Annotated in this window: 30 protein-coding genes and 1 tRNA gene; 20 read left to right on the plus strand and 11 right to left on the minus strand. The window is 49.1% G+C overall.

Annotated elements, in window-relative coordinates:
- Positions 1–498 precede the first annotated feature (498 nt).
- The 16 genes from HMPREF9010_RS14695 (at position 499) to HMPREF9010_RS14620 (ending at position 12295) form a co-directional block, all read left to right on the plus strand.
- A complete protein-coding gene (locus tag HMPREF9010_RS14695) occupies positions 499–1281 on the plus strand; it encodes a ParA family protein (RefSeq protein WP_004308752.1) in 783 nt (260 codons plus the stop codon).
- Position 1282: 1 nt separating this feature from the next.
- Positions 1283–1684, plus strand: coding sequence for a DUF3408 domain-containing protein (locus tag HMPREF9010_RS14690; RefSeq protein WP_008648474.1), 402 nt, complete (start codon positions 1283–1285; stop codon positions 1682–1684).
- 2 nt (positions 1685–1686) lie between these two features.
- Positions 1687–2349: a hypothetical protein gene (locus HMPREF9010_RS14685; RefSeq protein WP_008648475.1), complete on the plus strand. Its 663-nt coding sequence runs from the start codon at positions 1687–1689 to the stop codon at positions 2347–2349.
- Between the two features lie 170 nt (positions 2350–2519).
- On the plus strand, positions 2520–2816 hold the full coding sequence (locus HMPREF9010_RS14680) for a DUF4134 domain-containing protein (protein WP_004308755.1): 297 nt from the start codon (positions 2520–2522) through the stop codon (positions 2814–2816).
- 10 nt (positions 2817–2826) lie between these two features.
- Positions 2827–3162 carry a DUF4133 domain-containing protein gene (locus tag HMPREF9010_RS14675; RefSeq protein WP_008648476.1) on the plus strand — a complete coding sequence of 112 codons (336 nt, stop codon included), beginning with the start codon at positions 2827–2829 and terminating at the stop codon, positions 3160–3162.
- Positions 3159–5672, plus strand: coding sequence for a TraG family conjugative transposon ATPase (locus HMPREF9010_RS14670; protein WP_008648477.1), 2514 nt, complete (start codon positions 3159–3161; stop codon positions 5670–5672). Before HMPREF9010_RS14675 ends, HMPREF9010_RS14670 begins: the two co-directional genes overlap by 4 nt.
- Positions 5673–5683: 11 nt before the next feature.
- Positions 5684–6034, plus strand: coding sequence for a DUF3876 domain-containing protein (locus HMPREF9010_RS14665; protein ID WP_004326111.1), 351 nt, complete (start codon positions 5684–5686; stop codon positions 6032–6034).
- Positions 6034–6660 (plus strand): DUF4141 domain-containing protein, encoded by a 627-nt coding sequence (locus tag HMPREF9010_RS14660; RefSeq protein ID WP_008648479.1) that lies wholly within the window; start codon positions 6034–6036, stop codon positions 6658–6660. The genes HMPREF9010_RS14665 and HMPREF9010_RS14660 overlap by 1 nt, the downstream gene beginning before the upstream one ends.
- Before the next feature lie 19 nt (positions 6661–6679).
- The gene (gene traJ / locus HMPREF9010_RS14655) at positions 6680–7675 is read left to right on the plus strand and encodes a conjugative transposon protein TraJ (RefSeq protein ID WP_008648480.1); all 996 of its coding nucleotides are present in this window, start codon (positions 6680–6682) and stop codon (positions 7673–7675) included.
- 20 nt (positions 7676–7695) lie between these two features.
- Complete coding sequence (traK, locus tag HMPREF9010_RS14650; RefSeq protein WP_004308760.1) at positions 7696–8319, plus strand: conjugative transposon protein TraK; 624 nt, start codon at positions 7696–7698, stop codon at positions 8317–8319.
- Between the two features lie 4 nt (positions 8320–8323).
- Positions 8324–8620 (plus strand): TraL conjugative transposon family protein, encoded by a 297-nt coding sequence (locus HMPREF9010_RS14645; RefSeq protein WP_008648481.1) that lies wholly within the window; start codon positions 8324–8326, stop codon positions 8618–8620.
- Positions 8598–9929 (plus strand): conjugative transposon protein TraM, encoded by a 1332-nt coding sequence (gene traM, locus HMPREF9010_RS14640; RefSeq protein ID WP_008648482.1) that lies wholly within the window; start codon positions 8598–8600, stop codon positions 9927–9929. The genes HMPREF9010_RS14645 and traM overlap by 23 nt, the downstream gene beginning before the upstream one ends.
- Positions 9930–9969: 40 nt before the next feature.
- Positions 9970–10905 (plus strand): conjugative transposon protein TraN, encoded by a 936-nt coding sequence (gene traN, locus HMPREF9010_RS14635; RefSeq protein ID WP_008648483.1) that lies wholly within the window; start codon positions 9970–9972, stop codon positions 10903–10905.
- Positions 10906–10908: 3 nt separating this feature from the next.
- Positions 10909–11490 carry a conjugal transfer protein TraO gene (locus tag HMPREF9010_RS14630; protein WP_007845747.1) on the plus strand — a complete coding sequence of 194 codons (582 nt, stop codon included), beginning with the start codon at positions 10909–10911 and terminating at the stop codon, positions 11488–11490.
- Positions 11491–11503: 13 nt separating this feature from the next.
- Positions 11504–11962, plus strand: coding sequence for a DUF3872 domain-containing protein (locus HMPREF9010_RS14625; protein WP_008648484.1), 459 nt, complete (start codon positions 11504–11506; stop codon positions 11960–11962).
- 12 nt (positions 11963–11974) lie between these two features.
- Positions 11975–12295, plus strand: coding sequence for a hypothetical protein (locus HMPREF9010_RS14620; RefSeq protein ID WP_004327301.1), 321 nt, complete (start codon positions 11975–11977; stop codon positions 12293–12295).
- Between the two features lie 203 nt (positions 12296–12498).
- Here HMPREF9010_RS14620 and HMPREF9010_RS14615 read toward each other — a convergent pair whose 3' ends face one another.
- The 6 genes from HMPREF9010_RS14615 to HMPREF9010_RS14590 all read right to left on the minus strand — a co-directional run bounded on the left by HMPREF9010_RS14615 (position 12499) and on the right by HMPREF9010_RS14590 (position 16662).
- Positions 12499–12981 carry a DUF6956 domain-containing protein gene (locus tag HMPREF9010_RS14615; protein WP_032852536.1) on the minus strand — a complete coding sequence of 161 codons (483 nt, stop codon included), beginning with the start codon at positions 12979–12981 and terminating at the stop codon, positions 12499–12501.
- An 11-nt stretch (positions 12982–12992) separates the two neighbouring features.
- Positions 12993–13214, minus strand: a complete 222-nt coding sequence (locus HMPREF9010_RS14610) for a DUF3873 domain-containing protein (protein ID WP_008648489.1) — start codon at positions 13212–13214, stop codon at positions 12993–12995.
- Between the two features lie 77 nt (positions 13215–13291).
- Complete coding sequence (locus HMPREF9010_RS14605) at positions 13292–13825, minus strand: antirestriction protein ArdA (protein WP_008648490.1); 534 nt, start codon at positions 13823–13825, stop codon at positions 13292–13294.
- Positions 13826–14459: 634 nt separating this feature from the next.
- Positions 14460–14990 (minus strand): ORF6N domain-containing protein, encoded by a 531-nt coding sequence (locus HMPREF9010_RS14600; RefSeq protein ID WP_008648491.1) that lies wholly within the window; start codon positions 14988–14990, stop codon positions 14460–14462.
- Between the two features lie 84 nt (positions 14991–15074).
- Positions 15075–16304 (minus strand): site-specific integrase, encoded by a 1230-nt coding sequence (locus HMPREF9010_RS14595; RefSeq protein WP_008648492.1) that lies wholly within the window; start codon positions 16302–16304, stop codon positions 15075–15077.
- Between the two features lie 273 nt (positions 16305–16577).
- Positions 16578–16662: transfer RNA gene (locus tag HMPREF9010_RS14590), tRNA-Ser, on the minus strand.
- 241 nt (positions 16663–16903) lie between these two features.
- Between HMPREF9010_RS14590 and pflB the strand changes: the two genes are divergently transcribed.
- Together pflB and pflA are read left to right on the plus strand one after the other, a co-directional pair.
- Complete coding sequence (pflB, locus tag HMPREF9010_RS14585; RefSeq protein ID WP_004308785.1) at positions 16904–19132, plus strand: formate C-acetyltransferase; 2229 nt, start codon at positions 16904–16906, stop codon at positions 19130–19132.
- Between the two features lie 15 nt (positions 19133–19147).
- Positions 19148–19876: a pyruvate formate-lyase-activating protein gene (gene pflA, locus HMPREF9010_RS14580; RefSeq protein ID WP_004308786.1), complete on the plus strand. Its 729-nt coding sequence runs from the start codon at positions 19148–19150 to the stop codon at positions 19874–19876.
- A 27-nt stretch (positions 19877–19903) separates the two neighbouring features.
- Here the strand turns inward: pflA and HMPREF9010_RS14575 are convergent, their stop codons facing one another.
- The 3 genes from HMPREF9010_RS14575 to HMPREF9010_RS14565 are packed head-to-tail and all read right to left on the minus strand — an operon-like array spanning position 19904 to position 21025.
- A complete protein-coding gene (locus HMPREF9010_RS14575; protein ID WP_008648493.1) occupies positions 19904–20347 on the minus strand; it encodes an N-acetylmuramoyl-L-alanine amidase in 444 nt (147 codons plus the stop codon).
- The gene (locus HMPREF9010_RS14570; protein WP_004302306.1) at positions 20334–20525 is read right to left on the minus strand and encodes a hypothetical protein; all 192 of its coding nucleotides are present in this window, start codon (positions 20523–20525) and stop codon (positions 20334–20336) included. The genes HMPREF9010_RS14575 and HMPREF9010_RS14570 overlap by 14 nt, the downstream gene beginning before the upstream one ends.
- Positions 20522–21025 carry an HU family DNA-binding protein gene (locus tag HMPREF9010_RS14565; RefSeq protein ID WP_004305836.1) on the minus strand — a complete coding sequence of 168 codons (504 nt, stop codon included), beginning with the start codon at positions 21023–21025 and terminating at the stop codon, positions 20522–20524. The genes HMPREF9010_RS14570 and HMPREF9010_RS14565 overlap by 4 nt, the downstream gene beginning before the upstream one ends.
- A gap of 193 nt (positions 21026–21218) precedes the next feature.
- On the opposite strand from HMPREF9010_RS14565, the gene HMPREF9010_RS14560 reads away from it, so the two are divergent.
- Together HMPREF9010_RS14560 and HMPREF9010_RS14555 are read left to right on the plus strand one after the other, a co-directional pair.
- Positions 21219–21449, plus strand: coding sequence for a DUF4248 domain-containing protein (locus tag HMPREF9010_RS14560; RefSeq protein WP_004305834.1), 231 nt, complete (start codon positions 21219–21221; stop codon positions 21447–21449).
- Between the two features lie 87 nt (positions 21450–21536).
- Positions 21537–23654, plus strand: a complete 2118-nt coding sequence (locus tag HMPREF9010_RS14555; RefSeq protein ID WP_008648495.1) for a BT4734/BF3469 family protein — start codon at positions 21537–21539, stop codon at positions 23652–23654.
- Positions 23655–23892: 238 nt separating this feature from the next.
- On the opposite strand, the gene HMPREF9010_RS14550 is transcribed toward HMPREF9010_RS14555, so the two are convergent.
- Positions 23893–24198, minus strand: a complete 306-nt coding sequence (locus tag HMPREF9010_RS14550) for a helix-turn-helix domain-containing protein (RefSeq protein ID WP_004325432.1) — start codon at positions 24196–24198, stop codon at positions 23893–23895.
- A gap of 101 nt (positions 24199–24299) precedes the next feature.
- Complete coding sequence (locus tag HMPREF9010_RS14545; RefSeq protein WP_008648497.1) at positions 24300–24545, minus strand: hypothetical protein; 246 nt, start codon at positions 24543–24545, stop codon at positions 24300–24302.
- Positions 24546–24547: the final 2 nt, after the last annotated feature.

Below are 24547 nucleotides of genomic sequence, written 5' to 3' on the forward strand. Positions count from 1 at the left end.
TTTTCAGGCACGGAAAACGGTTCTATGTGCCATAGAACACACCTTGCTATTTTCTGACGAAAATCGAAATCCGTCACGGACGGATTGGGGTTAGCGTGGAACGGTAAGCCCTGCGTTCACCAGCCCGGTTTTACACCTGCGCCTCCTGCGGTTCGTTACTCCGCTGCAAAGTAACGGTGATTTATAATGCTGTAAAATAGGTGGTTGGTGGACAAAACGGGACAGCGCAGGACAAATCGGGACAAGGTTTTCAGGGGACGTTTTTTCTCCCTTTTTTTGCATCGAATTTCAAGATTGAAAGCAAGATTGAAAGAAATATTCCAATCAGGAAAGAATGATTGAAAGCAGGATTGCAATAAAACGTGATTGCAGGATTTCAATATTTCAAGAAAGAATGAAAGCAGGAAAACAAGATTGAAATAAAACAATCTTTCAATATTTCAAGATTGCAATATGGAATGAATGATTGAAAGCAATAAATAAATCTATCAACCAATAATGAACGGAAGCAATATGGAAAACGAGAAAACACCCCTGTATGTCGCCTTTTCCACCCAAAAGGGCGGGGTCGGCAAAACAACCTTTACCGTGCTGGCGGCGAGTTACCTCTACTACCTCAAAGGCTACGATGTGGCGGTGGTCGATTGCGACTATCCCCAACACTCCATTGCCGGGATGCGAAAGCGGGATGCCGAGCAGGTCGGGGCGGATGAAGATTACAAGCGCATGGCGTATGAACAGTTCACCCGGTTGGGAAAGAAAGCCTACCCGGTATTGTGCAGTTCACCTGAAAAGGCGATTGCAACGGCTGACGGATATATAGCCGCCGGACACGTGCCGGATATAGTGTTTTTCGACCTGCCCGGCACGGTGAACAGCGAGGGCGTGATAAACTCCCTTGCGGGCATGGACTACATTTTCACCCCCATTTCAGCCGACAAGGTGGTACTGGAAAGCAGCCTGTCGTTCGCAATGGCTATCCAAAAGCTATTGGTGAGGAATGAAGCCTGCCGACTTGCCGGGCTGTACCTCTTTTGGAACATGGTGGACGGGCGGGAGAAAACAGACCTTTACACCGCCTACGACAAGACCATTAAGGAACTGGAACTGCCGTTGATGAAAACCTTTATCCCCGATACCAAACGCTACAAAAAGGAACTGGTGGCGGATAAAAAGGCGGTGTTCCGCTCCACGCTCTTTCCCGCCAGCCGCCCGCTGGTAAGGGGAAGCAACTTGGAAGAACTGATAACCGAAATAACGTACTACATCAAATTAAAATGATATGGCAAAGCAAAGCGGCGGGATGCCGAAGATAGACGAGGATTTCATGAAAGAGCTTATCTCGCAGGGTGTTCCCAGTAAACAAGATAATAATAAGACGAATGATGTACCGCAAGAAACACAAACAGAAACGGTGCAAGTAGAGAAACCGACACCCCGCAGGCGCAAGGGCGGTTCGGGCGACTACCGGGAAACCTACTTTCAGAAAGTGGAACTGGCAGACCGACAGCCCTTATACGTGAGCCGTACCACGCACGAGAAGCTGATGCGTATCGTGACAGTGATAGGCGGGCGCAAGGTGACGGTAAGCAGCTACGTGGAAAACATTCTGCTGCGGCACTTCGAGCAGTACCAAGACGAGATAAACACCCTGTACGAAAGCCACTTCCAAAAGCCTGTCTGACTATGATAATCTATTGCATACTTACCGGGCTTTTGGTGTACTATATCGCCCTATGGCTGTGGTATCGCTACACGGACAGCCGGACATCACCGGGCAGAACGGATGATGCGCCACTCCCACGAAACGAGGTTTCGGGCTACACGCTGATAGGTGAAAGCCGATACAAGGGCGGACTAATCGGGACAGAGCAGGACAAATCGGGACACCTCCCGCAAGCGGCTGAAAATGATACTATTTTTGCGCCGCAGGCTGACGGACAGCCGGAAGAAAACATTCCGGAAGCAGTAGCCGAAGCGGAAGAAACGCCCGGTTACGAGAATGACGAACCCGACCACGAGGACGAGGAAATAGCCGGGTACATGGACGGTGACGATGATACCGGGCGGGCTACGGGCGTGAGCTTTGACGAACTGGGCGAAGCGGTACGCACGGCGAACGCCGACAACCCCACCGAAGCGGAGAAACGGCAAGCCGCCGGGACACTGGCAAGCATTGAGGGGACGAACCTCTACGATGCGGTGGTGGAGAACATCAACGGCGGGCTGGCAAGGGTGGCGGAACTGCTGGGACGCAACGAAGCGGAACTGGCTACGGCTGCTCTCCCTGCCGGAACTGGCGATACAAGCGAGGAACACGAAGCGTTCGACATGAACGATTTCCTATAATATAATAATGTATAAGCCTGACAGCATGAAACAACGGGATTACGGTTGATTGGCAACCTGAAAACCAAACAGACAAACGGGACTATCCCCGACCACTAAAATTTCAAATTATTCACCAGCCGGGAAAGGCGGACTATCCACCCGCCGCCCGGCATTAAAAACAAATCACAATGAGAAAGAAAATCTTCTTGTCGGCGGCTATACTTGCCGCCGTGGTAAGTGCCTACGCACAAGGAAACGGGCAGGCGGGCATCACCGAAGCCACGAACCTAATCACCGGGTATTTTGACCCCGGAACAAAACTGGTGTACGCAATCGGGGCGGTCTGCGGCTTGATTGGCGGGGTAAAAGTGTATAACAAGTTTTCAAGCGGCGACCCCGACACCTCAAAGACCGCCGCCAGTTGGTTCGGGGCGTGCATCTTCCTGATTGTCGCCGCCACTATCCTGCGTTCGTTCTTCCTCTAAAAAGGCGGCAATGTCTGAATATCCGGTAAACAGGGGTATCGGGAAGCCGGTGGAGTTCAAGGGGCTGAAAAGCCAGTACCTCTTTATCTTTTGCGGCGGCTTGCTCGCCGTCTTCGTGGTGTTCATCGTCCTGTTCATGGCAGGCGTGAACCAGTGGCTATGTATCGGTTTCATCGTGTCAGCTTCGCTGCTGCTCGTGTGGCAGACGTTCCGGCTCAACGCCAAGTACGGCACGCACGGGCTGATGAAAGCCGCCGCACGCAAAAGACACCCACGCTTCATTATCAGCCGAAAGGCGATACCCCGATTATTCACCTACAAAAAAAGAAAGGAAGAAAGACTATGAGGAATATGTTAAAGGCTACCACGCTGGAAAGGAAATTTCCCCTTTTGGCGGTGGAGAACGGCTGCATCATATCAAAGGATGCAGACATCACGGTGGCTTTCAGGGTGGAACTGCCCGAACTGTTCACCGTCACCAGTGCCGAGTACGAAGCCATACATTCGGCGTGGTACAAGGCGGTCAAGGTGCTACCCGACTACTCCATAGTACACAAGCAGGACTTCTTCATCAAGGAGAACTACCAGCCCGACACCGAAAGGGACGAGCTTAGTTTTTTAAGCCGATCCTTTGAACGGCACTTCAATGAACGCCCGTTCCTGAACCATTACTGCTACCTGTTCCTGACAAAGACGACAAGGGAGAGAAGCCGCCGACAGAGCGACTTCTCCACCCTCTGCCGGGGCAGGATTGTACCGCAGGAGATAGCCGACAAGGAAGCGGCGGCAAAGTTCATCGAAGCGGTCGGGCAGTTTGAAAGGATTATGAACGACAGCGGGTTTGTCACCCTTACCCGGCTGGCGGCATCGGAAATCACCGGGCAGGACGGAAAGGCGGGCATCATCGAGAAATACTTCTCGCTCTCGCAAACAGATACCACCTGCCTGAAAGACATCGGGCTGTACCCGGAAGAAATGCGGGTCGGGGACGACATACTGTGCCTGCACACGCTCTCGGACGTGGAAGATTTGCCCGGAAAGGTCGGGACGGACTGCCGATTTGAGAAGCTATCCACTGACCGGAGCGACTGCCGACTGTCATTCGCCGCCCCGGTGGGCGTGCTGTTGTCGTGTAACCACGTCTATAACCAGTTCATCTTCATAGACGACCACGCCGAAAACCTGAAGAACTTCGAGCAGACCACCCGGAATATGCAATCGCTCTCCCGTTATTCCCGTGCCAACCAAGTGAACAAGGAGTGGATAGACGAGTACCTGAACGAAGCCCACAGTAAGGGGCTTATTTCGGTACGCTGCCACTGCAACGTCATGGCATGGAGTGACGACAGGGACGAACTCAAACGCATACGCAACGATGTGGGAAGCCAGCTTGCGCTAATGGAGTGCAAGCCACGCCACAACACGGTCGATACGCCCACGCTCTTTTGGGCGGGCATACCCGGCAACGAAGCCGACTTCCCCACAGAGGAAAGTTTCTACACGTTCTTGGGGCAGGCTCTCTGTCTGTTCGTGGAAGAAACGAACTACAAGAGTTCGCTTTCGCCGTTCGGCATCAAAATGGTGGACAGGGTAAGCGGTCGTCCGCTGCACATCGACATATCGGATTTGCCCATGAAGAAAGGCATCACGACCAACAGAAACAAGTTCATACTTGGGCCGAGCGGGTCGGGTAAGTCCTTCTTTACCAACCACATGGTGCGCCAGTATTACGAGCAGGGTGCGCACGTGCTGCTGGTAGATACGGGTAACAGTTACTTGGGGCTGTCCCAGCTTATCCACAACCGCACGCACGGCGAGGACGGGATTTATTTCACCTACACCAACGAGAACCCGATAGCGTTCAACCCGTTCTATGTCGAAGACGGGGTATTTGACATCGAGAAGAAAGAGAGTATCAAGACCCTGATACTCACCCTGTGGAAGCGGGACGATGAAGCCCCCAAACGGTCGGAAGAAGTGGCGTTGTCCAATGCGGTAAGTGCCTATATCGACCTGATAGGCAAAAACAGTTCGGTAACGCCCTGCTTCAACACGTTCTACGAGTTTGTCCGGGATGATTACCGCCGACAGCTTGAACAGAAGAACGTCAGGGAAAAGGATTTTGACATTGACAATTTCCTGAACGTGCTTGAACCGTACTATCGTGACGGTGAGTACGACTACCTGCTGAACTCCGACAAAGAGCTGGATTTGCTGCATAAACGCTTCATTGTCTTTGAATTGGATAACATCAAAGACCACAAGATTTTATTCCCGGTAACGACTATCATCATCATGGAAGCTTTTATAAACAAGATGCGCAAGTTAAAGGGGATAAGGAAGTTAATACTAATCGAGGAAGCGTGGAAAGCGATTGCATCGGCGAACATGGCGGACTACATAAAATATTTGTACAAGACCGTCCGAAAGTATTTCGGGGAAGCGATTGTAGTCACGCAAGAGGTAGAGGATATTATTTCTTCCCCTATCGTGAAAGAGAGTATCATCAATAACTCGGACTGCAAAATATTGTTAGACCAAAGGAAATACCTTAACAAGTTCGACAGCATACAGAACCTCTTGGGACTGACCGACAAGGAGCGTTCGCAGATATTGTCTATCAACATGGCGAACCACCCCGGACGGAAGTACAAGGAAGTTTTCTTCTCGCTGGGCGGCACACAATCGGCGGTGTACGCCACGGAAGTTTCATTGGAAGAATATTACACGTACACGACCGAGGAAAGCGAAAAAATGGAACTGTTCGCTCTTGCCGAGAAGCTGGACGGCAACCTTGAACTGGCTATCAAGCGGCTTGCAGAAAGCAAAAGAAATCCCCAATCATCAACAACTTAAAAATTAGGAACATGAAATGGATTGACAATCTGATATACACGCTATTGTCCGCCTGCCTGCTGGCGGGCTGCGAGGACAGCGGAAGCAAGGAGCTGGAAAGGATGCAGGGCTATTGGGTACACGTCAGGGGACACCCGGCTTTCACACTCTCGGAAACGGGCGGCAGATACACCGTCACCCGGAAAGCGAATGTCAGGGGCAGAATACTGGAAACGGCTTACCCGGTAACAGAACGGAACGGCTGCCTGTTCATCGAAACGGGCTTCCGCATACAGTTCACCTATGACAAAAAGACCGACCGGATAACGCTCATGCCCGGCGGCGAATACAAACGAGTTACAAACCCTGAAAACAAAAGATAATGAAAAGAACAATTCTCCTTATGGCGGTGTGCCTTTGCTTCATCGGCAAGGCATCCGCACAGTGGGTGGTGTCAGACCCCGGCAACTTGGCGCAGGGCATCATCAACACCACCAAGCAGATAGTGCAGACTTCCACCACTGCCAAGAACACGCTGGACGGCTTCATGGAAGCGCAGAAGATTTTCCAGCAGGGTAAAAAATATTACGATGCGCTCAAAGCGGTACACGATGTTGTCAAGGGCGGCATCAAGGTGAAGAAGTCCATTGAGCTGGTGGCGGAAATATCCGAAATCTACGTGCGAAACTATCAGAACATGCTGGCAGACCCGAACTACACGCCGGATGAACTCACCGCCATTTCAGCCGGGTACGCCAAGCTGCTCTCCGAAAGTGCGGACGTGTTGCAGGACTTGAAGAATGTAGTGAACGTGACGGGCATGTCGCTGACGGATGCCGAAAGGCTGGCGGTAATCAACAACGCCTATAAAAGCCTGCTCAACTACCGCAACCTCGTGAACTACTACACCCGAAAGAACATATCCGTGTCCTACCTGCGGGCGAAGAAGAAGAACGACACCGACCGGGTGCTGGCTCTCTACGGCTCGGCGGATGAACGCTACTGGTAACATATAAATCGGTATGCCTATGTTATTAGCAGCGGTGGATTTTGACAACCTGCACCAAGTGTTGCGGGTGCTGTACGATGAAATGATGCCCTTGTGCAGCAACATGACGGGGGTAGCCAAAGGGATAGCCGGGCTGGGAGCTTTGTTCTATGTAGCCGCCAAAGTGTGGCAGTCGCTCGCACGTGCCGAACCCATAGATGTGTACCCGCTCCTGCGTCCCTTTGCGTTGGGGCTGTGCATCATGTTTTTTCCAACTTTCGTGCTGGGGACTATCAACACGGTATTGTCGCCAGTGGTAAAAGGGTGCAACCAGCTTATGGAAACGCAGACTTTCGACATGAACGAGTACCGGGCGCAGAAAGACCGACTGGAATATGAAGCCCTGATGCGAAGCCCCGAAACGGCTTACCTCGCATCGGACGAGGAATTTGACCGACAACTGGAAGAACTGGGCTGGTCGCCCTCCGACATGGTGACTATGACGGGCATGTACATGGACAGGACGGCTTACAACATCAAGAAGTCCGTCCGGGACTGGTTCAGGGAGTTATTGGAAATGCTCTTTCAGGCGGCGGGGCTGATTATAGACACGCTGCGCACGTTCTTCCTAATCGTGTTAAGCATACTGGGTCCGCTGGCGTTTGCGATTTCCGTTTATGACGGTTTCCAAAGCACGCTGACCCGGTGGATTTCACGCTATATCTCCATTTACCTGTGGCTGCCCGTGTCGGACTTGTTCAGCAGCGTGCTGGCACGCATACAAACCCTGATGCTCCAAAAAGACATCGAGCAGCTTTCAGACCCGAATTTCATCCCGGACGGGAGCAGCACCGTGTATATAATCTTTATGATTATCGGCATCGTGGGCTACTTCACCATTCCAACGGTGGCAAGCTGGATAGTGTCGGCTGGCGGTACGTCTGCCTATAACCGCAACGTGGCACGGGCTGGTTCAATCGCCGGGGCTGCGGTCGGTGCGGCAAGCGGGAAAGTAACCGGGAAACTACTCAAATAACCAACATCAATATTTAGTATATGGAATTTAAGTCATTAACGAACATCGAAACGAGTTTCCGGCAAATCCGGCTCTTTGCGCTGGTATTCATCTGCCTGTGCGCACTGGTGACGGGCTTTGCCGTGTGGAACTCGTACAGCTTCGCCGAAAAGCAGCGGCAGAAGATATACGTCCTCGACAACGGCAAAAGCCTGATGCTGGCACTCTCGCAGGACATGGCACAGAACAGACCCGTGGAAGCCAAGTCGCACGTGCGGCGTTTCCACGAACTTTTCTTCACCTTATCACCCGAAAAGGGAGCTATCGAAAGTAACATCAAACGCTCGTTGTTTCTCGCCGACAAGACCGCTTTCAACTATTACAAGGACTTGGCGGAAAAGGGCTACTACAACCGGGTGATTTCCGGAAACGTCACGCAGACGGTGGAGATTGACAGCGTGAAGTGCGACTTCGACCAGTACCCCTACAAGGTGAACACGTATGCCCGCCAGTTGATTGTCCGGGAAAGCAGCCTGACGGTGCGAAGCCTTGTCACCTCGTGCCGGTTGCTTAACGCCACACGGAGCGACAACAACCCGCACGGCTTCATCATCGAAGCGTTCACCATTACCGAGAACAAGGATTTGCAGACCATTAAAAGATAGCCTTATGGAAAGAAAACGAAACCACATCGAAAAGGTGCGGGACTGGGCGGACGACCGCCTGCGCCGAATGTGCGGACGGATTACGCCGGGCAAAAGGCTGGCGGTTATCCTCGTGATGTTCTTCTTTTTCGGCGGCTTGTCTATCTACATCACCGTTTCATCAATCTACAATATCGGGAAACGGGACGGGCAAAGGCTGCAAATAGAACACATCAGACAACTGCCGTTGCACGGCAATGACACAACCAAAAGTATCAACCCGTTAAACAGACCGCAATATGGAAGAAGTACAGAAGAATGAGAACGGCACGACCGTACCGCAGGCGGACGGGAAGCCGAAAAAGGAAGATAAACCCAAACGGGAACTTACCCCGCAGCAGGTGCAGCAGCGCAGGAAAATGATAGTCTTCCCGCTGATGTTCCTTGCCTTTGCAGGGTGCATGTACCTGATATTCGCACCCTCCGGCAAAGAGGACGTGAATGTGGAAAGCGTGGGCGGCTTCAATGCCGACATACCCCTGCCCGCAGAGGACGGGATTATAGCCGACAAGCAAAAGGCTTACGAGCAGGCGGTGACAAGCCGCAAACAGCAGGACAAGATACAATCCTTGCAGGACTTCGGTTTCACGCTGGACGATGATACGGAAGAACCACAAGAGGAAATCAATCTGATGCCGGAAGAAGATCCTAAGCCACAAAGGGGCGGCGGTGCTTCTTCACGGGCGGCTTACCGGGACATCAACCGCCAGTTAAGCACGTTCTACGAAACGCCCCCTGTGGACGAGGAAAAAGAGGAATTGAAACGGCAGGTGGCGGAACTGACCGACCGACTGAAACAGCAGCAGAACGCCACGCCTACGGCTGACGACCAAATGGCACTCTTGGAAAAGTCCTACGAGCTGGCGGCAAAGTATATGAACGGGCAGGACGGACAAAGGGGACAGATTGCCCAAATACCGACAGCCGGGCAGAACGGTGGCGGTATCGGCACTCCGGCTATTCCGGTGCAGGCTATCCGGGAAACGACCGTTTCGGGATTGCAGCAGCCCATGAGCGATGCCGACTTCATCCGGGCTTACAGCCAGCCACGAAACTACGGCTTCAACACGGCGGTAGGCACGGGGTACGCTATGGGAAAGAACACGGTAGCCGCCTGCATACACCAAGACCAAACGCTGGTGGACGGGCAGGCGGTGAAACTCCGGTTGCTCGAACCCATGCAGGCGGGAAATATCGTTGTGCCGAAGAATACCCTTGTGGCGGGAACGGCAAAGGTGCAGGGCGAACGGCTCGACATACTGGTGTCCTCGATTGAGTACGCTGGCAACATCATCCCGGTGGAACTCGCCGTGTTCGACACGGACGGGCAAAAGGGGCTTTCCGTCCCGTCCTCTATGGAGCAGGAAGCGTTCAACGAAGCTATGGCGAATATCGGAAGCGGGCTGGGTACAAGCATATCCTTTGCCCAAAGTGCCGGGCAGCAGGTGGCTATGGACGTGACAAGGGGCTTGCTGCAAGGAACGTCCGGCTACCTCGCCAAGAAGTTCCGAACCGTGAAAGTGAAGCTGAAAGCCGGGTACAGGGTGATGCTTTACGCCAAACAGCAATAATTACTCAACAAATATTCATCCACTAAAATTTTAATTGACAATGAAACAGATTTTTGTATTGCTCGCCCTCTTGCTGGGCGTGTGTGCAGCAAACGCACAGGAAACCGACACAGTGAAGTATGCGGCTGGCAACGACTTGTACCGGGGGATTACCCGGAAACTCCCGTACCGACAAATGGTAACGCCCTACGGCGTGGAAGTGACCTTTGCCAAGACGGTGCATATCATCTTCCCCGCCGCCGTCCGCTACGTGGATTTGGGAAGCAACCACATCATAGCGGGCAAGGCGGACGGTGCGGAGAACGTAATCCGGGTGAAAGCCACGACAGAGGGCTTTCCGGGAGAAACGAACTTCTCCGTCATTTGCGAGGACGGGAGTTTCTTTTCATTCAACGCCAAATATGCACGTGAACCGGAAATGCTCAACATCGAAATGAAAGACTTCTTGGAGAACGAGGACACCAGCGACTTTTCGCATACCCGCATGAACATCTATTTCCGGGAACTGGGTAATGAAAGCCCGCTGCTGGTGAAGCTGATAATGCAGAGTATCTACAAGAACAATGACCGGAAAGTGCGCCACTTGGGTAGCAAGCGTTTCGGCATACAGTTCTTAATCAAGGGGATTTACACATATAACGGGATGCTCTACGTGCACACGCAGACAAAGAACAGTTCCAACGTGCCTTTCGACACGGACTTCATCAGGTTTAAGATAACCGATAAAAAAGTGCCCAAACGCACGGCTATTCAGGAAACGGTACTGGATGCGGTACGCAGCTACAACGAGGTGATAGAGATTGCCGGGAAATCGACCGTGCGCACGGTGTACGCCCTGCCGAAGTTTACCATTCCTGACGACAAGCTGCTGGTCGTGGAACTCTACGAGAAGAACGGCGGGCGGCATCAGACCATACGGGTGGAAAACGCCGACATCGTGAACGCAGAAGTGATTGACGAACTAAAAATCAAATAGGGAATGAAAAGACACATCTTTATAATGATGCTCTTTGCGCTGTGCCTGACCTCGTTTCAGGCACACGCACAAAGATACCTGCCGGGCATGAAAGGCTTGCAGGTCACGGCGGGCATGACGGACGGGGTGCATTGGAACGCTGGCAGTGATTTCGCCTACCACATCGGGGCGGCGTACAGCGTTTACACCAAGAACGCCAACCGCTGGGTGATTGGCGGCGAATACCTGCACAAGAAGTATGACTACAAGGATATGCAGATACCCGTAGAACAGTTCACCGCAGAGGGCGGCTATTACCTGAAATTCCTATCGGACAGACGAAAGACCTTTTTCCTTTCATTGGGCTTGTCGGCTCTCGCCGGGTACGAAACAAGCAACCGAAGCGAAAAGCTGCTGCCGGACGGCTCTACCTTGCTGGATAAGGACTGCTTCATTTACGGCGGTGCGCTGACGCTGGAACTGGAAACCTACCTGACCGACCGGGTGGCTCTGCTGTTGAACGCAAGGGAACGGGCGTTGTTCGGCTCGGACATCGGCAAGTTCCACACGCAGGTATCTTTGGGACTGAAATTCATTATCAACTGACCGCTATATAATAATGTATATGAAGAATGTAATGTATAAAATCATCATGGGCTGCTGCATCGTGGCCGCCCTCGTGCTTGTGACCGCCTGTAATGACAACTTGGATATTCAGCAGGCGTACCCGTTCAGCATCGAAACACTGCCAGTACCCAAAAGGCTGAAAGTCGGGGAAACCGCCGAAATACGCTGCCGACTGGTGCGTGGCGGCTACTACCAGCCGACTACCTATCAGATAAGGTACTTCCAGCCGGACGGCAAAGGGAAGCTGGAAATGGATAACGGCACGGTGTTCCTGCCCAATGACTTTTACCCGCTGGAGAAAGAAACATTCCGGCTCTACTACACCTCGGCATCGACAGACCAGCAGACGATTGACATTTATATCATCGACAGCTTCGGGCAGATGCAGCAACTTACACTATCATTTAATAATGACAACAGCGAAGAAGGAACGGAAACAATAACCCCCTAATAATAAAACGACATGGTAAAAATAGAATTGGATATAGAAGGTATCTCGTGGTACATAGAAACCACGTTGGAAACAGATACAGTTCCGGCAGTAGGTGACATCATCATTGTGGACAAGGACTGTATTTCCGAACGTGACAGTGCTGAATTATGGAAAACGCCGTCCAATCAGGTTTTCAAATGGGCGGACGAAGAAGATGATGCGCCCGTAATGGTATGGTTCGATTGCGAAACGGAAATGCTTGTCACTAAACGGACATGGAAATATGACATCGAGGAAGAAGAAACCGTGTGCATACTTGGGGTAAAATTTATTCACTATGAGGATTTATAGTTGCGACATCCGTTTTTATCATCCTCTTGGGAAACCGGGTATGGAATGATACGCAAAGCGTAAATATCGGGCAGACAGCCCGCCGGGAAGCATCGGCGGGCTGTTTCCATGATAGGGAAAACGAAAGGCTTCTTTGTTACTTTCTTCACCCGCTGGCAGGCTCACGGAAGAAAGTAACGGCGGCAAGCAGCCGCCGTCCTCTATCAACTGGTTTTAAGGCTCTTTATGGACGTGTATTTCTCTAACCACACCTTTACCTGCTCCATGTTATATTCGCCCGTGATGATTGCCGTATGGTCGTCTATGGCTACAAACCGGACACTTTCATAGCTGTTTACCCAACCTTGCAGGGAACAGACGCCCCACGTTTCCACATCTTCAAAAACACTGCGGTCTATCCGGCTGATTGGCTCGCCGAAAACTACCGTCATTATCTGAAAGTCCGGTTTGTCCTCCAACAGTTGCAAATGGTGCAGCGTGCCGAACTCGTCTATTTTGCGCCCCCACGCCCACACATCATTATACAAATCATCGCCCCACTGGTGCGGGTGGTCGAAACGGACTTTTACCTCTATGGTGTGTTCGTTTTCTTCTGTGTCCTCGATAACGCCCGTTACCATTAAGCCCGTAAAAATACACTCGCAACGCCTGCCGATAAGCTTCTTGTTTACTTCTGTTGTTTTCATGTCCCTGAAATTTACTTGTTTATTACTCCGTTCTTCTTCACTACCCATTCGTCACGCCTGCGGCGGCACTCGTCCAGCGTTTTGGCTACCATGCTGAAAAGTTCGCCGTCCGTGTGGCGGTAGTCATATTGATAATAAATTTGTCCCCTGAAAGCCCCTAAACGGCATTTCACGAACTTTTCTTCTCCCGGTGTTTGGGTGATGCTTACCCCGTTTTTGTTAAGTGACTGCATGATGTCTTATTTTTTTATGGTTATAAACTTGGTTGTTTTAAGCGGGCAGGGCTTTGACACCCCGCCCGGATTGGTTGTTATGACGCCCGGAACACAAAGCCGTCATCAAACCAGTAATCGCACATGAACAGGTCACGGGCAAACTGTTTGTAATCGAAATAGGTCTTTGCGAACTCCGGCAGGTCGTAACATTCCTCTACAATTTCATAGGCGAAATCTTCTTCATCGTCATATTCCCCTTGATATTCATCCCGGAAATCCCGTACAAGGTCGTCCGCATCTTCCTCGCCCAAATCATGGCTTTTATAGTTGCACCACACGAAAAAGGCTTCCTGCTCGGTGTCGCTCAAATCCTCCACCGCATCACGCAGGGCAAAGAAGTTTTCAGAAATCCAGCTTTCGTCGATTAAGCCCTCCGGCACGTTCTCCCAGTCCTGAAACATGTATTCCGCATCTTCCTCGTCCTTGTGAAGTTCCCGGCAGGCTTCATAAAATTCTTCCTTGTCCGAATAGTCCGAAAGGTCGAGCCATGCGCCGGACAATGAACCGTTGTTGTACTTGGCATAAGTGCCTACATAAACTTTTGCTTCCGATAATACCTTTGCTTCCATATTGCTGTAATTTTTAAGTTTTTAATTTTATGCGGATTTGAGAGGTGAGGGAGTTGAAGTTTCACTGAACTTTTTTCCTGTTTCCCGTAAATCCGACTTTTTTTTTATGCGTCTTCCGGTCGGGTCGGTCGTTTTCGTTTCACATAGGCGTAAAAGGGTAGTGTTTAGAGTTTGCAAGGTTTTGGGCAAAAAATACCTCGCAAGGCAGGGAAGATTTTTTCGCCAAACCGGAACGGCTCGACCTTGCAAAATCGTGAAGAACACGTAACTACCTTTGCCTATTGAAATGATTAAAACGACTGTCCCGGCTGGGGGACTGCGTAAGAGGAAGATTTACAGATAGGGAAACCGGGAAAAAGTGCCTGTTCTCTTTCATCTTTTAGGGAACACTCCATGCGGGCGGGAAAGGCAAGGGTATGGCAAGTTTACCTTGCGGTACGCTTGTGCGGGTTTCCAACGGCTCTTTTCACGAAATACAGTCAGCCATGCCACGCACGGCTGGCGTTTCGGGGAATGTGCCAGTTGGAAAAGGATATAAAAAATGCGGGTAGTCGGTGGACTGCCCGCAAGGTGGAAGAATGTACTTTATTGGGATATAGTTTGTTAGGCGGAATTTCGTTACCGAAATCGTTACCTATTCGTTTTTGTCACGGTTATAGGTAACGAAACCTACCGGACGGCGTTCTTTCTGTTGTTTCGACTGGCTTAGAAGCTGGGTAAGGGCTTGGTACAGTTCGTTGAACTGCGCATCGGTGCTTACCTCCAGTTCCTCGATGCGCCTTGACAGTTCCTCGTAACCGATTGCCATTTGGCGCATGAGGACAAAAGACCGCATGATTGAAATGTTTACTTCTATGGCTACTTTGGAGCGGAGAACCGAAGAAAGCATGGCTACGCCCTGCTCGGTGAAAGCCATAGGCATAGCAACGCCGAAGTTGTAATCAGGGGGTATCACATTTTGTGATACCCCTATGGATAACAGCAAGTTAGCTTCCTCTTGGGTGAGTACAAACATAAAATCACCCGGAAAACGCTCGATATTGCGCTTGACCGCCTGCTTCAAGGCTCGTGTTTCCACTTGGTAGAGTTCTGCCAAATGATAATCGAGCATCACCCGGCAACCTCTGACCTCAAAAATCTTGTTTTGGATAATCTGCAAATCCATAATCGTATATTTTAGGAGATTTAGCAATGTTGGAATAATAGTAAGGACTGGTCACAAATTGTGACCAGTTCCCAATAATCAAGATTACATGGCGACTTCCTTGTAAATCTTCTCGATGCCGACAAACTTCTTGTCAAGCCCCTGCATATCGCTGCCTATCTTGCTGTTGGTGATGCGGGCGTAGATTTGCGTGGTTTCTATGTTTGTGTGTCCCAGCATCTTGGACACCGTTTCAATGGGTACGCCCTTTGACAGCGTGGTGGTCGTGGCGAACGTGTGCCGGGCAAGGTGGAACGTCAGGTTCTTTTTAATACCGCATATATCGGCAATCTCTTTCAAGTAGGCGTTTAGCTTCTGATTGCTGATTACGGGAAGTATCTTGCCGTCCGGCAACTTGCCCTTGTACTTCTTCAAAATCATCTTGGGAATATCCAGCAGGGGAACATTCACGTCCGTATTCGTCTTTTGCCGCTTGGTGATTATCCAAAGGTTACCGTCAAAGGACTTTTGGATATTCTCCTGCCGCAAGTTGGCGACATCGCTGTAAGCCAAACCGCAGAAACAGGAAAAGACGAACAAGTCCCTGACGTGTTCCAGCCGTTCGGAAACCATTTTCTTTTTAAGGATGATTTTTATCTCGTCCTCTGTCAGATAACCCCTGTCCACTTTCTCCAGCCGGATTTTGTAGCTGGCGAACGGGTCGCCCACCAGTATGCCATTGTTACGGGCAATGATGATGATACGCTTGAAGAACTGCATGAACTTGGCGGTGGTGTTATAGCCGCACTTGCAGGCGGTACGCAAATACAACTCAAAATCGGTAATGAACATCGGGCTTATCTCCTTTATGGATATGTCCGATACATTGTACTTGCTTTGGATAAATTCAGCGAGGTGGCGGCGGGTCACTTCATACTTGCGGTAGGTCGCTATCGTCTTGGATATGCCCACAAGCTGCTTCACATCGTCATTGTGCTTTTGGAACAATGAAAGGATTGTTTCGTGGCTCTCGCTATGACCTAAAAACTCGTTTTTCACTTTCTCGGCGGTCACGTAGTTGTCACGCCGCTGCATTTCGTGGTAAATGGTATTCAGGGAAGAACGTATGTCGTCCAAAAGGGCGTTTATCCTCCCGGCATCCCTGCCTTTGGCTTTGCCCGCAGCAATGCTCCAGTTGTCGGGCTGGATGCTCTGTTTCGTACTGAACTGGCAAAGTTTGCCGTCTATGGTGATGCGTGCCATAATCATAACCTCGCCGTTTTTCTTTTCAGAACCTTTCTTCAAATAAAAAAGAACCTTGAATGTCGATTTCATAACTCAAAATTTTTAGTTGCAAAATTAGTTTTTACCTCTCATTTTCGAGTTATGCAGACTATGGACTAATATAGTCATTATCAGGTCATTTATGGACAATTCGTTACCGTTTTTGTCCGGCAGGGAATAGGTAACGATTTAGTAACGAAACTTTGTCTTTTACCGTACTTTTGAAGTCTTGGAAGCAGGACTTTCGGGCAATAAAAAAAGCCACAAATCATTGATTTGTAGCTTTTTGTCCGTTTGCTGACCATTTCTGTCCAGCACGTTCAGCGGAGAGACAGGGATTCGAACCCCGGGTACCTCGCAGTACAACGGTTTTCAAGACCGCCGCAATCGACCACTCTGCCACCTCTCCAAAACTTCTTTATCAGAAGTGCTTTTCGTTAAAAGCGGTGCAAAGGTACGAATATATTTTAAACTTACAAGAGTTTTCACAAAAAAAAATCACGAACATCATTTCCAAAGAATAGCAATATCTAGGTATTTTATGTTGAAAAGCATAAAATAGAGCATATTTATGCTGATTATATGAAAAAACGTTGTAACTTTGTGCGCTCTAAAGAAAAGGATAACTACAACCTCTAATTTTATCATTTATGGAATTAAATAAGATCTTTAAAGACGGTCTTTGGAGCACTGAAATCAATGTCAGAGATTTCGTAAGTCATAACATCACTCCGTATTACGGAGATGCTTCTTTCCTCGAAGGACCTACCGAACGCACAAAAGCTGTATGGAACCGCTGCCTCGAAGCACTGGCAGAAGAAAGAGCCAATAACGGAGTACGCTCACTGGATAATGTCACCGTCTCAACCATCACTTCTCATAAAGCCGGATATATCGACAAAGAAAACGAACTGATCGTCGGTCTGCAGACAGACGAACTTCTGAAACGTGCCATCAAGCCTTTCGGAGGTATCAATGTGGTAAGCAAAGCCTGCCACGAAAACGGCGTGGAAGTGGACGACCGCGTAAAAGATATCTTCACTCACTACCGCAAGACGCACAACGACGGAGTATTTGACGTATATACCGAAGAAATCCGCTCGTTCCGTTCTCTGGGATTCCTCACCGGACTTCCTGACAACTATGCCCGCGGACGTATCATCGGCGACTACCGCCGTATGGCTCTCTATGGTATCGACCGATTGATTGAGGCAAAAAAAGAAGATTTGCGTAACCTTACCGGTCCGATGACCGAAGCCCGCATCCGCCTGCGCGAAGAAGTGGCAGAGCAAATCAAGGCATTGAAGGACATGAAGGTAATGGGCGAATACTACGGACTCGACTTGAGCCGTCCTGCCTACACCGCACAAGAAGCCGTACAATGGGTGTACATGGCTTACCTTGCTGCCGTAAAAGAACAAGACGGTGCTGCTATGTCACTGGGTAACGTCTCTTCGTTCCTCGACATTTATATGGAATATGAATTGAGCAAAGGAACCATCACAGAATCTTTCGCACAGGAGCTGATCGACCAGTTTGTCATCAAACTGCGTATGGTGCGTCACCTGCGTATGCAATCTTACAACGACATCTTTGCCGGCGACCCGACATGGGTAACCGAATCCCTGGGTGGACGCCTCAACGACGGACGTACCAAGGTGACAAAGACTTCTTTCCGCTTCCTGCAAACACTCTACAACCTCGGCCCTTCACCGGAACCGAACCTGACTGTATTGTGGAGCCCGGAACTGCCGGAAGGATTCAAAGAATTCTGCGCAAAAGTATCTATCGACACTTCTTCCATCCAATATGAAAACGACGACCTGATGCGTGAAGTGCGCCAGTCTGACGATTACGGAATCGCATGCTGCGTATCTTATCAGGAAATCGGAAAACAAATCCAATTCTTCGGCGCACGTTGCAACCTGGCAAAAGCCCTGTTGCTTGCCATCAACGGCGGACGTTGCGAAAACACCGGTACGGTAATGGTGAAAAATATCCCCGTACTAACCAGCGACACACTGAACTTCGAAGAAGTAATGAGCAACTACAAGAAGGTATTGACGGAAATCGCCCGTGTTTACAACGAAGCGATGAACATCATCCATTATATGCATGATAAGTATTACTACGAAAAAGCCCAAATGGCTCTTGTAGATACCAACCCACGCATCAACCTTGCTTACGGTGTAGCCGGACTTTCTATCGCCCTCGATTCACTGTCGGCCATCAAATATGCCAAAGTAACTGCACGCCGCAACGACATCGGTCTGACAGAAGGTTTCGATATTCAAGGCGAATTCCCTTGCTTCGGTAATGACAACGACAAGGTAGACCACCTGGGTGTTGACCTGGTCTATTTCTTCAGCGAAGAATTGAAGAAACTTCCGGTTTACAAAAATGCCCGTCCTACTTTATCTTTGCTCACCATCACTTCCAACGTGATGTATGGCAAGAAGACAGGTGCTACTCCCGACGGACGCGCCAAAGGTGTCGCTTTTGCTCCGGGAGCCAACCCTATGCACGGACGTGACAAGAACGGTGCCATCGCCTCTTTGAGTTCCGTAGCGAAATTACGTTACCGCGACTCACAGGACGGTATCAGCAACACTTTCTCCATCGTCCCCAAATCACTGGGAGCTACTGAAGAGGATCGCGTAGAAAATCTGGTGACAATGATGGATGGCTATTTCACCAAAGGCGCTCACCACCTGAACGTGAACGTACTGAACCGTGAAATGCTTTACGATGCCATGGAACATCCGGAAAAATATCCGCAACTCACCATCCGTGTTTCCGGTTATGCCGTAAACTTCGTGAAGTTGAGCCGCGAACATCAATTGGAAGTTATCAGCCGTAGCTTCCACGAACGTATGTAATCAGATCTACTCAATATGACGATAAACGTACATTCATACGAAAGTATGGGAACATTCGACGGGCCGGGCTTACGGCTCGTCGTTTTTCTTCAAGGATGCAATTTCCGCTGCCTATATTGCGCCAACCCCGACACAATAGCCGGAAAAGGAGGCACACCTACCCCACCGGAAGAAATCGTCCGCATGGCTATGAGTCAACGTCCTTTTTTCGGGAAACGCGGAGGAGTCACTTTCTCCGGAGGAGAACCTACGTTTCAGGCCAAAGCACTAGTCCCTTTAGTGCGTGAACTGAAAGAAAAGGGAATACATGTATGCATAGACAGCAACGGCGGTATCTGGAACGAAGAAGTAGAAGAACTTTTCAAACTGACGGATCTTGTATTGCTGGATATTAAAGAGTTCAATCCGGCACGCCATCAAGCACTGACCGGAAGAAGTAACGAGCAAACCATCCGCACGGCAGCATGGCTGGAAGAAAACGAGAAACCTTTCTGGCTGCGTTATGTATTAGTGCCCGGATACAGCGATTTCGAAGAGGATATCCGCCGCTTGGGAGAGGCTCTGGGAAAATATAAGATGGTGCAACGAGTGGAAATCCTGCCTTATCATACATTAGGCGTACATAAGTATGAAGCGATGGAGCAGGAATACAAGCTGAAAGACGTAAAAGAAAATACCCCCGAACAACTTGAAAAAGCCGCGGAGGTATTTAAAGAGTATTTTACTACTGTGGTGGTCAATTAACCACCACAATAATAAATAGGATAAAAATCACCATGTCTCTGTTTTCACCTCAAAACAGGGACACTCTTTGATCCGCTCCCAAGGGTCAACAATTCCATTATAATTAGTATCAGGACTCAAGTCCCGGTGACCGACCACCTTTGCATCCGGATAACGCTGCAACAACTCGCTTACCAGACGATGCATCGCCTCTTTCTGGCGGGAAGTACGCGTATCTGCTGCCTTTCCGTTCTCATCCAGCCCGCCTTCATAGCACACCCCTAAACTAATCGCATTAAAACCGCGTGCATGAGCACCCACCGTATCTTCATCCCTCATCGGTTCTATCTGTCCCGACTTGCGGATATAATAATGATACCCCCAACAAGAAAAGCCCCGAAAGCGATGGGCAGTGTCCACATCCTTCGCCGTGAAGTCGCGATCAGCACGGGTAGCAGAGCAGTGAATCACAATCAGACTAATCTTTCTCATCGTCCTTTTCCCTTTCCGTCGTTTTCACATTACACACTTCCTTATGGGTGGCATTGAAGCGCACCTCTCTCACAATTCTGTTCCGCTTTCTTTTTCCGAAGAAAGGCACAAGGAACATAATTACATCCAAAATCTTAGTTACAATTTCTTTCATTTGATCCAATATTAAAGTTATCATGCTGCCGGATCCGGAGCTTCTCCGCTTCCACCACCGTCTGAACCGCCACCGGAACCTTTGTCATCATCTTCTCCTTCATTGCCGCTACCGCCCGTTTGAGCCACCGCACGCGTCGTTACCTGCTGGTAGCTAAGAATCTTCGTGATGTCCGCCAACGTCTTTCCGGGACGAAAAATAATATGGGCAGCCGTAATCAGCGAACTTGAAAACTCCTTGACCGACACAGCTCCTTCACTGTTCAACCCGATCTGCAAACTACCCAAATCACCCAGCCGGACTATTCTTCCCGCTTTCAACGCACGCTTCGCCTCATAAAGAATACCCGAAATGGCGGCACGCACATCTGTCTCCGTACAGGTAGACCGGCTGGTGATTCCCTCGCACAACTCTTCAAAATCCAACTCTCCCGAAGCCTGTGCCTGCGCGTAATACTTTGCCGACTCATCCTTTTTGGCAGGATTCTTGCGCGGCACTACTGAATAAGTTACTGTCATTGCCATAATAAAATAATTTTAAATTTTCATACATTTCGAACGCGTTCCTTATTTGTTAACGACATAAAGATAACACATTTTTCACCCTCCGGATTCCCCAACGAAGTTTCCTGATATTCTATGAATAATAATGACGTTATTCTTTTAATAAGCCATTAATTTTCAGTAACTTTATAGCATAAACCAAATACCATTCATCATGTATTATCCGGATCAGCCGTTTCATATCCGCACTTATAAAAAGTCGGAACTAGCTCATCTTTACAACCCCAACGTATGCCTTAAAGTAGCCTTACAAATACTACGTCGTTGGATTGTCTACAACCTTCCGCTCCTGCAAGAACTCGAACAAGAAGGCTATCGTGCCCGCAACCGCCTTCTCTCTCCCCGGCAAGTGGCAACGATCATACGCTATTTGGGAGAACCCTAGGAACTTAATCAAAAAAACGAAAAGTTCCATTCTATTATTTTACAAACAAATTTCTTTGCAACCGCAAATTAAAAAGAACAAACCAACATGGAGCATTTTACCATCTTTCAAGACTTTTACCGCGTCATAGCCGAAATGACAGAAGAAGAAATCGTATCGGCCATCAGCAACGGCACATACCGGGAAACAGTGGAGGACGTGCGCCGAATCTTCGCGGAACAAGGCGAGAAAGCAGCCAACGAAAAGAAAATAGAACTACCGGAAATCACCTTTTCAGCCAACTACCGGGGAGGACGTTCAAACGCAACTCTCGTCAAGTATCTGGGATACATCGTGGTAGACATCGACCATCAGACACAGGAAGCATTGGCACGCATCCTCGCACTGGCAAAAAAGTGTGCCCACACCCGCATCGCTTTCATCAGTCCCAAAGGAATGGGACTGAAAATCGTGGTACGTGTATGCCGGACAGACGGGACATTGCCCGAAACAATTCAGGAAATTGAAGATTTCCATCATGCTGCTTATCACAAAATCGCTTCCTTTTATGCCCAGCTCTGCGGAGTTGAGGTCGACACTTCCGGGCAGGATGTTAGCCGCACTTGCCTGTTCTCTTACGATCCGGATATTTATTTCAATCCCGATGCCACAGCTGTCATCGTGGAACAGCCACCGATGTTCTTCAAGTCTCAAAAGAAGAAAAGGGCATCCGGCAAAAAGAAAAAGACGACAGCACCAGACAACAATCCCCTCACCGAACAAGTGGCCCTCAACTACCATTCCTCGCACGCTTCCTTAATGGTGACTCTGAACTATTATCACAATAAATCCGAAAAGTACGTCACCGGCAACCGGAACAACTACCTGCATTGCCTGGCTTGTATGTACAATCGCTACGGCGTCCCCCAGGAAGAGGCGGCAGCTTTTATCAAGAGCCAGTTCACCGATCTTCCCGCGGATGAAATGGACGCACTGATCGGGAGTGCTTACGGACACAACGAGGAATTCGACACCCGCAAGCTGAATAGTACGCAGAAGCGAATGTTACAGATTGAGCAACATATCAAAGAAAATTACGATACACGCTACAACGAAGTGCTTCATATCATGGAATATCGCAGAAGGAAAACGGACACGGAGCAACCGGAACCTTTCCATATTCTCGACGAAATGATGGAAAACAGCATTTGGATGGAGATGAACGAACTGGGCTATTCGTGCACCGTCAAGACGATTCAGAATCTGATCTACTCCGACTTCAGCATCACCTACCATCCTATTCGCGAGTATTTAGACTCGCTGCCTGAATGGGACGGAACGGATTATATCGGTATCCTTGCCAACAGCGTGCATACTAGTCACCAGAAATTTTGGGTAGAATGTCTGGAACGTTATCTGGTGGGAATGTGCGCTGCCGCCACACAAGACGATGTGGTGAACCACACTGTTTTGTTGCTTTGCAGCGAAATACAGAACATCGGAAAGACTACGTTTATCAACAACCTGCTGCCGCCCGAATTGCGCGCCTATCTTTCTACCGGTCTTATCAACCCGAGCAACAAGGATGATCTGGCTAAAATAGCGCAGGCGATGCTTATCAATCTGGATGAGTTTGAAGGGATGAGCGGACGGGAACTGAATATCTTCAAGGATTTGGTTACCCGCAAAGTAATCAGCATCCGCCTGCCATACGCGCGGCGTTCGCAAAACTTTCCTCATACGGCTTCTTTTGCCGGCACATGCAATTACCAGGAAGTGCTTCACGACACCACAGGTAACCGCCGTTTTCTCTGCTTTCATGTCAACTCGATGGAGTTTATCAAAATAAACTATGCGCAGTTGTATGCACAAATCAAGTATCTGCTCAACAAGCCGGGGTATCAGTATTGGTTCACCCAGTCGGAAAACTCACGGATTGAAGAAAACAACGAGGATTTCATTTTCCACTCACCGGAAGAAGAACTGGTGTTGACACATATCCGCAAACCGGAACGTTTCGAAAAGGTGCATTATCTGACGGTCACTGAAATTGCGGAATTGATTCGCGAACGGACGGGGTATCAATATTCTCACGGAACCAAAGCCCAACTGGGAAAAGTGATGTCCAAACACGGCTTCGAATTTCATAAGGGAAAAAACGGGAGAAGATACACTGTATTCATTATTGATACGGAACAGGTGAAATCAAACAGGCTATATGAATAAGATTTCATCTCCTTCGCACGCAAAAAGGTGAGGGTTGGTGAGGGTACTTTTGCAACTTTTCATTTTTATATTTCTTATTTCTATTCTTCTATTTTCTTCTAAAAAAAAATACGAATGTTAGAAATTGACCCTCACCTACCCTCACCTTTTTCCTTTTTCTTCCTCAAAAAAACGGTGGGAAATTTGAAAAAGACAGTTATCTTTTTCAAATTTCCCACCATGTTTTTTTAATCGCTTCTTATAAAGACATCGAAAATTCTATCCTACAACCTAACGCATTCATGATACGATAGAAGGTAGAAACCTTAGGTTCTGTCTGACCACTTTCCACTCTTGAAATATAAGAACGGTCGGAACCGATACGCCGGGCTAACTCTGCTTGAGTAATCTTAGCCTTTTTCCTTGCGTCTTCGATAATTTGCCCGGTGTAGAAAGCATACGCTTTTTCTTCTGCTTCCGCACGAGTAACAGTTCCTTCCTTACCAAAACGCTCATCTATTAATGCGCTGACGTTAAAGAATTCCTCATTTGTTTTTGCTTCCATAATACTCCTTTCTTAATATCTTTGCTTTTTCAAATTCTTTCTTTGGAGGTCAATATACGAATTGTTGTTCAACTATACAACAATCGTCTTTTTATTTTATATTATTTTTCCTCAAATTCTCCGGCACGCTTTTTCTTCTCATAAGACACCAGCGTCTCTACACTAAGCGTTTTCCCATTCTTAGGGCTTATCACATCTACAACGCTTGCTAACGCACGAAAAGTCTGTTCGCAATTTGCTACTCCGTCATACGTCAACCTACCCAGATTGATGGCATCGAGCACAACAGAGACATATTGCTTCGGATTTCCCCGATACTCGATGGTGACAGGCGTGAGATGCGACATCT

It is taken from the genome of Bacteroides sp. 3_1_23, assembly GCF_000162555.1.
GTDB classification, from domain to species: Bacteria; Bacteroidota; Bacteroidia; order Bacteroidales; family Bacteroidaceae; genus Bacteroides; species Bacteroides ovatus.

Excerpts from the sequence above, each read along its gene's own strand:
- traK (WP_004308760.1), top strand. The coding sequence starts at position 7,696 with ATGGAATTTAAGTCATTAACGAACATCGAAACGAGTTTCCGGCAAATC.
- HMPREF9010_RS14625 (WP_008648484.1), top strand. The coding sequence starts at position 11,504 with ATGTATATGAAGAATGTAATGTATAAAATCATCATGGGCTGCTGCATC.
- HMPREF9010_RS14675 (WP_008648476.1), top strand. The coding sequence starts at position 2,827 with ATGTCTGAATATCCGGTAAACAGGGGTATCGGGAAGCCGGTGGAGTTC.
- traN (WP_008648483.1), top strand. The coding sequence starts at position 9,970 with ATGAAACAGATTTTTGTATTGCTCGCCCTCTTGCTGGGCGTGTGTGCA.
- HMPREF9010_RS14565 (WP_004305836.1), bottom strand. The coding sequence starts at position 21,025 with ATGGCAATGACAGTAACTTATTCAGTAGTGCCGCGCAAGAATCCTGCC.
- HMPREF9010_RS14560 (WP_004305834.1), top strand. The coding sequence starts at position 21,219 with ATGTATTATCCGGATCAGCCGTTTCATATCCGCACTTATAAAAAGTCG.
- HMPREF9010_RS14595 (WP_008648492.1), bottom strand. The coding sequence starts at position 16,304 with ATGAAATCGACATTCAAGGTTCTTTTTTATTTGAAGAAAGGTTCTGAA.
- HMPREF9010_RS14550 (WP_004325432.1), bottom strand. The coding sequence starts at position 24,198 with ATGGAAGCAAAAACAAATGAGGAATTCTTTAACGTCAGCGCATTAATA.
- HMPREF9010_RS14690 (WP_008648474.1), top strand. The coding sequence starts at position 1,283 with ATGGCAAAGCAAAGCGGCGGGATGCCGAAGATAGACGAGGATTTCATG.
- HMPREF9010_RS14630 (WP_007845747.1), top strand. The coding sequence starts at position 10,909 with ATGAAAAGACACATCTTTATAATGATGCTCTTTGCGCTGTGCCTGACC.
- HMPREF9010_RS14570 (WP_004302306.1), bottom strand. The coding sequence starts at position 20,525 with ATGATAACTTTAATATTGGATCAAATGAAAGAAATTGTAACTAAGATT.
- HMPREF9010_RS14605 (WP_008648490.1), bottom strand. The coding sequence starts at position 13,825 with ATGGAAGCAAAGGTATTATCGGAAGCAAAAGTTTATGTAGGCACTTAT.
- traJ (WP_008648480.1), top strand. The coding sequence starts at position 6,680 with ATGTTATTAGCAGCGGTGGATTTTGACAACCTGCACCAAGTGTTGCGG.
- HMPREF9010_RS14575 (WP_008648493.1), bottom strand. The coding sequence starts at position 20,347 with ATGAGAAAGATTAGTCTGATTGTGATTCACTGCTCTGCTACCCGTGCT.
- HMPREF9010_RS14610 (WP_008648489.1), bottom strand. The coding sequence starts at position 13,214 with ATGCAGTCACTTAACAAAAACGGGGTAAGCATCACCCAAACACCGGGA.
- pflA (WP_004308786.1), top strand. The coding sequence starts at position 19,148 with ATGACGATAAACGTACATTCATACGAAAGTATGGGAACATTCGACGGG.
- HMPREF9010_RS14555 (WP_008648495.1), top strand. The coding sequence starts at position 21,537 with ATGGAGCATTTTACCATCTTTCAAGACTTTTACCGCGTCATAGCCGAA.
- HMPREF9010_RS14685 (WP_008648475.1), top strand. The coding sequence starts at position 1,687 with ATGATAATCTATTGCATACTTACCGGGCTTTTGGTGTACTATATCGCC.
- HMPREF9010_RS14670 (WP_008648477.1), top strand. The coding sequence starts at position 3,159 with ATGAGGAATATGTTAAAGGCTACCACGCTGGAAAGGAAATTTCCCCTT.
- HMPREF9010_RS14660 (WP_008648479.1), top strand. The coding sequence starts at position 6,034 with ATGAAAAGAACAATTCTCCTTATGGCGGTGTGCCTTTGCTTCATCGGC.
- HMPREF9010_RS14545 (WP_008648497.1), bottom strand. The coding sequence starts at position 24,545 with ATGTCGCATCTCACGCCTGTCACCATCGAGTATCGGGGAAATCCGAAG.
- HMPREF9010_RS14695 (WP_004308752.1), top strand. The coding sequence starts at position 499 with ATGAACGGAAGCAATATGGAAAACGAGAAAACACCCCTGTATGTCGCC.
- HMPREF9010_RS14620 (WP_004327301.1), top strand. The coding sequence starts at position 11,975 with ATGGTAAAAATAGAATTGGATATAGAAGGTATCTCGTGGTACATAGAA.
- HMPREF9010_RS14600 (WP_008648491.1), bottom strand. The coding sequence starts at position 14,990 with ATGGATTTGCAGATTATCCAAAACAAGATTTTTGAGGTCAGAGGTTGC.
- HMPREF9010_RS14680 (WP_004308755.1), top strand. The coding sequence starts at position 2,520 with ATGAGAAAGAAAATCTTCTTGTCGGCGGCTATACTTGCCGCCGTGGTA.
- HMPREF9010_RS14645 (WP_008648481.1), top strand. The coding sequence starts at position 8,324 with ATGGAAAGAAAACGAAACCACATCGAAAAGGTGCGGGACTGGGCGGAC.
- traM (WP_008648482.1), top strand. The coding sequence starts at position 8,598 with ATGGAAGAAGTACAGAAGAATGAGAACGGCACGACCGTACCGCAGGCG.
- HMPREF9010_RS14615 (WP_032852536.1), bottom strand. The coding sequence starts at position 12,981 with ATGAAAACAACAGAAGTAAACAAGAAGCTTATCGGCAGGCGTTGCGAG.
- HMPREF9010_RS14665 (WP_004326111.1), top strand. The coding sequence starts at position 5,684 with ATGAAATGGATTGACAATCTGATATACACGCTATTGTCCGCCTGCCTG.
- pflB (WP_004308785.1), top strand. The coding sequence starts at position 16,904 with ATGGAATTAAATAAGATCTTTAAAGACGGTCTTTGGAGCACTGAAATC.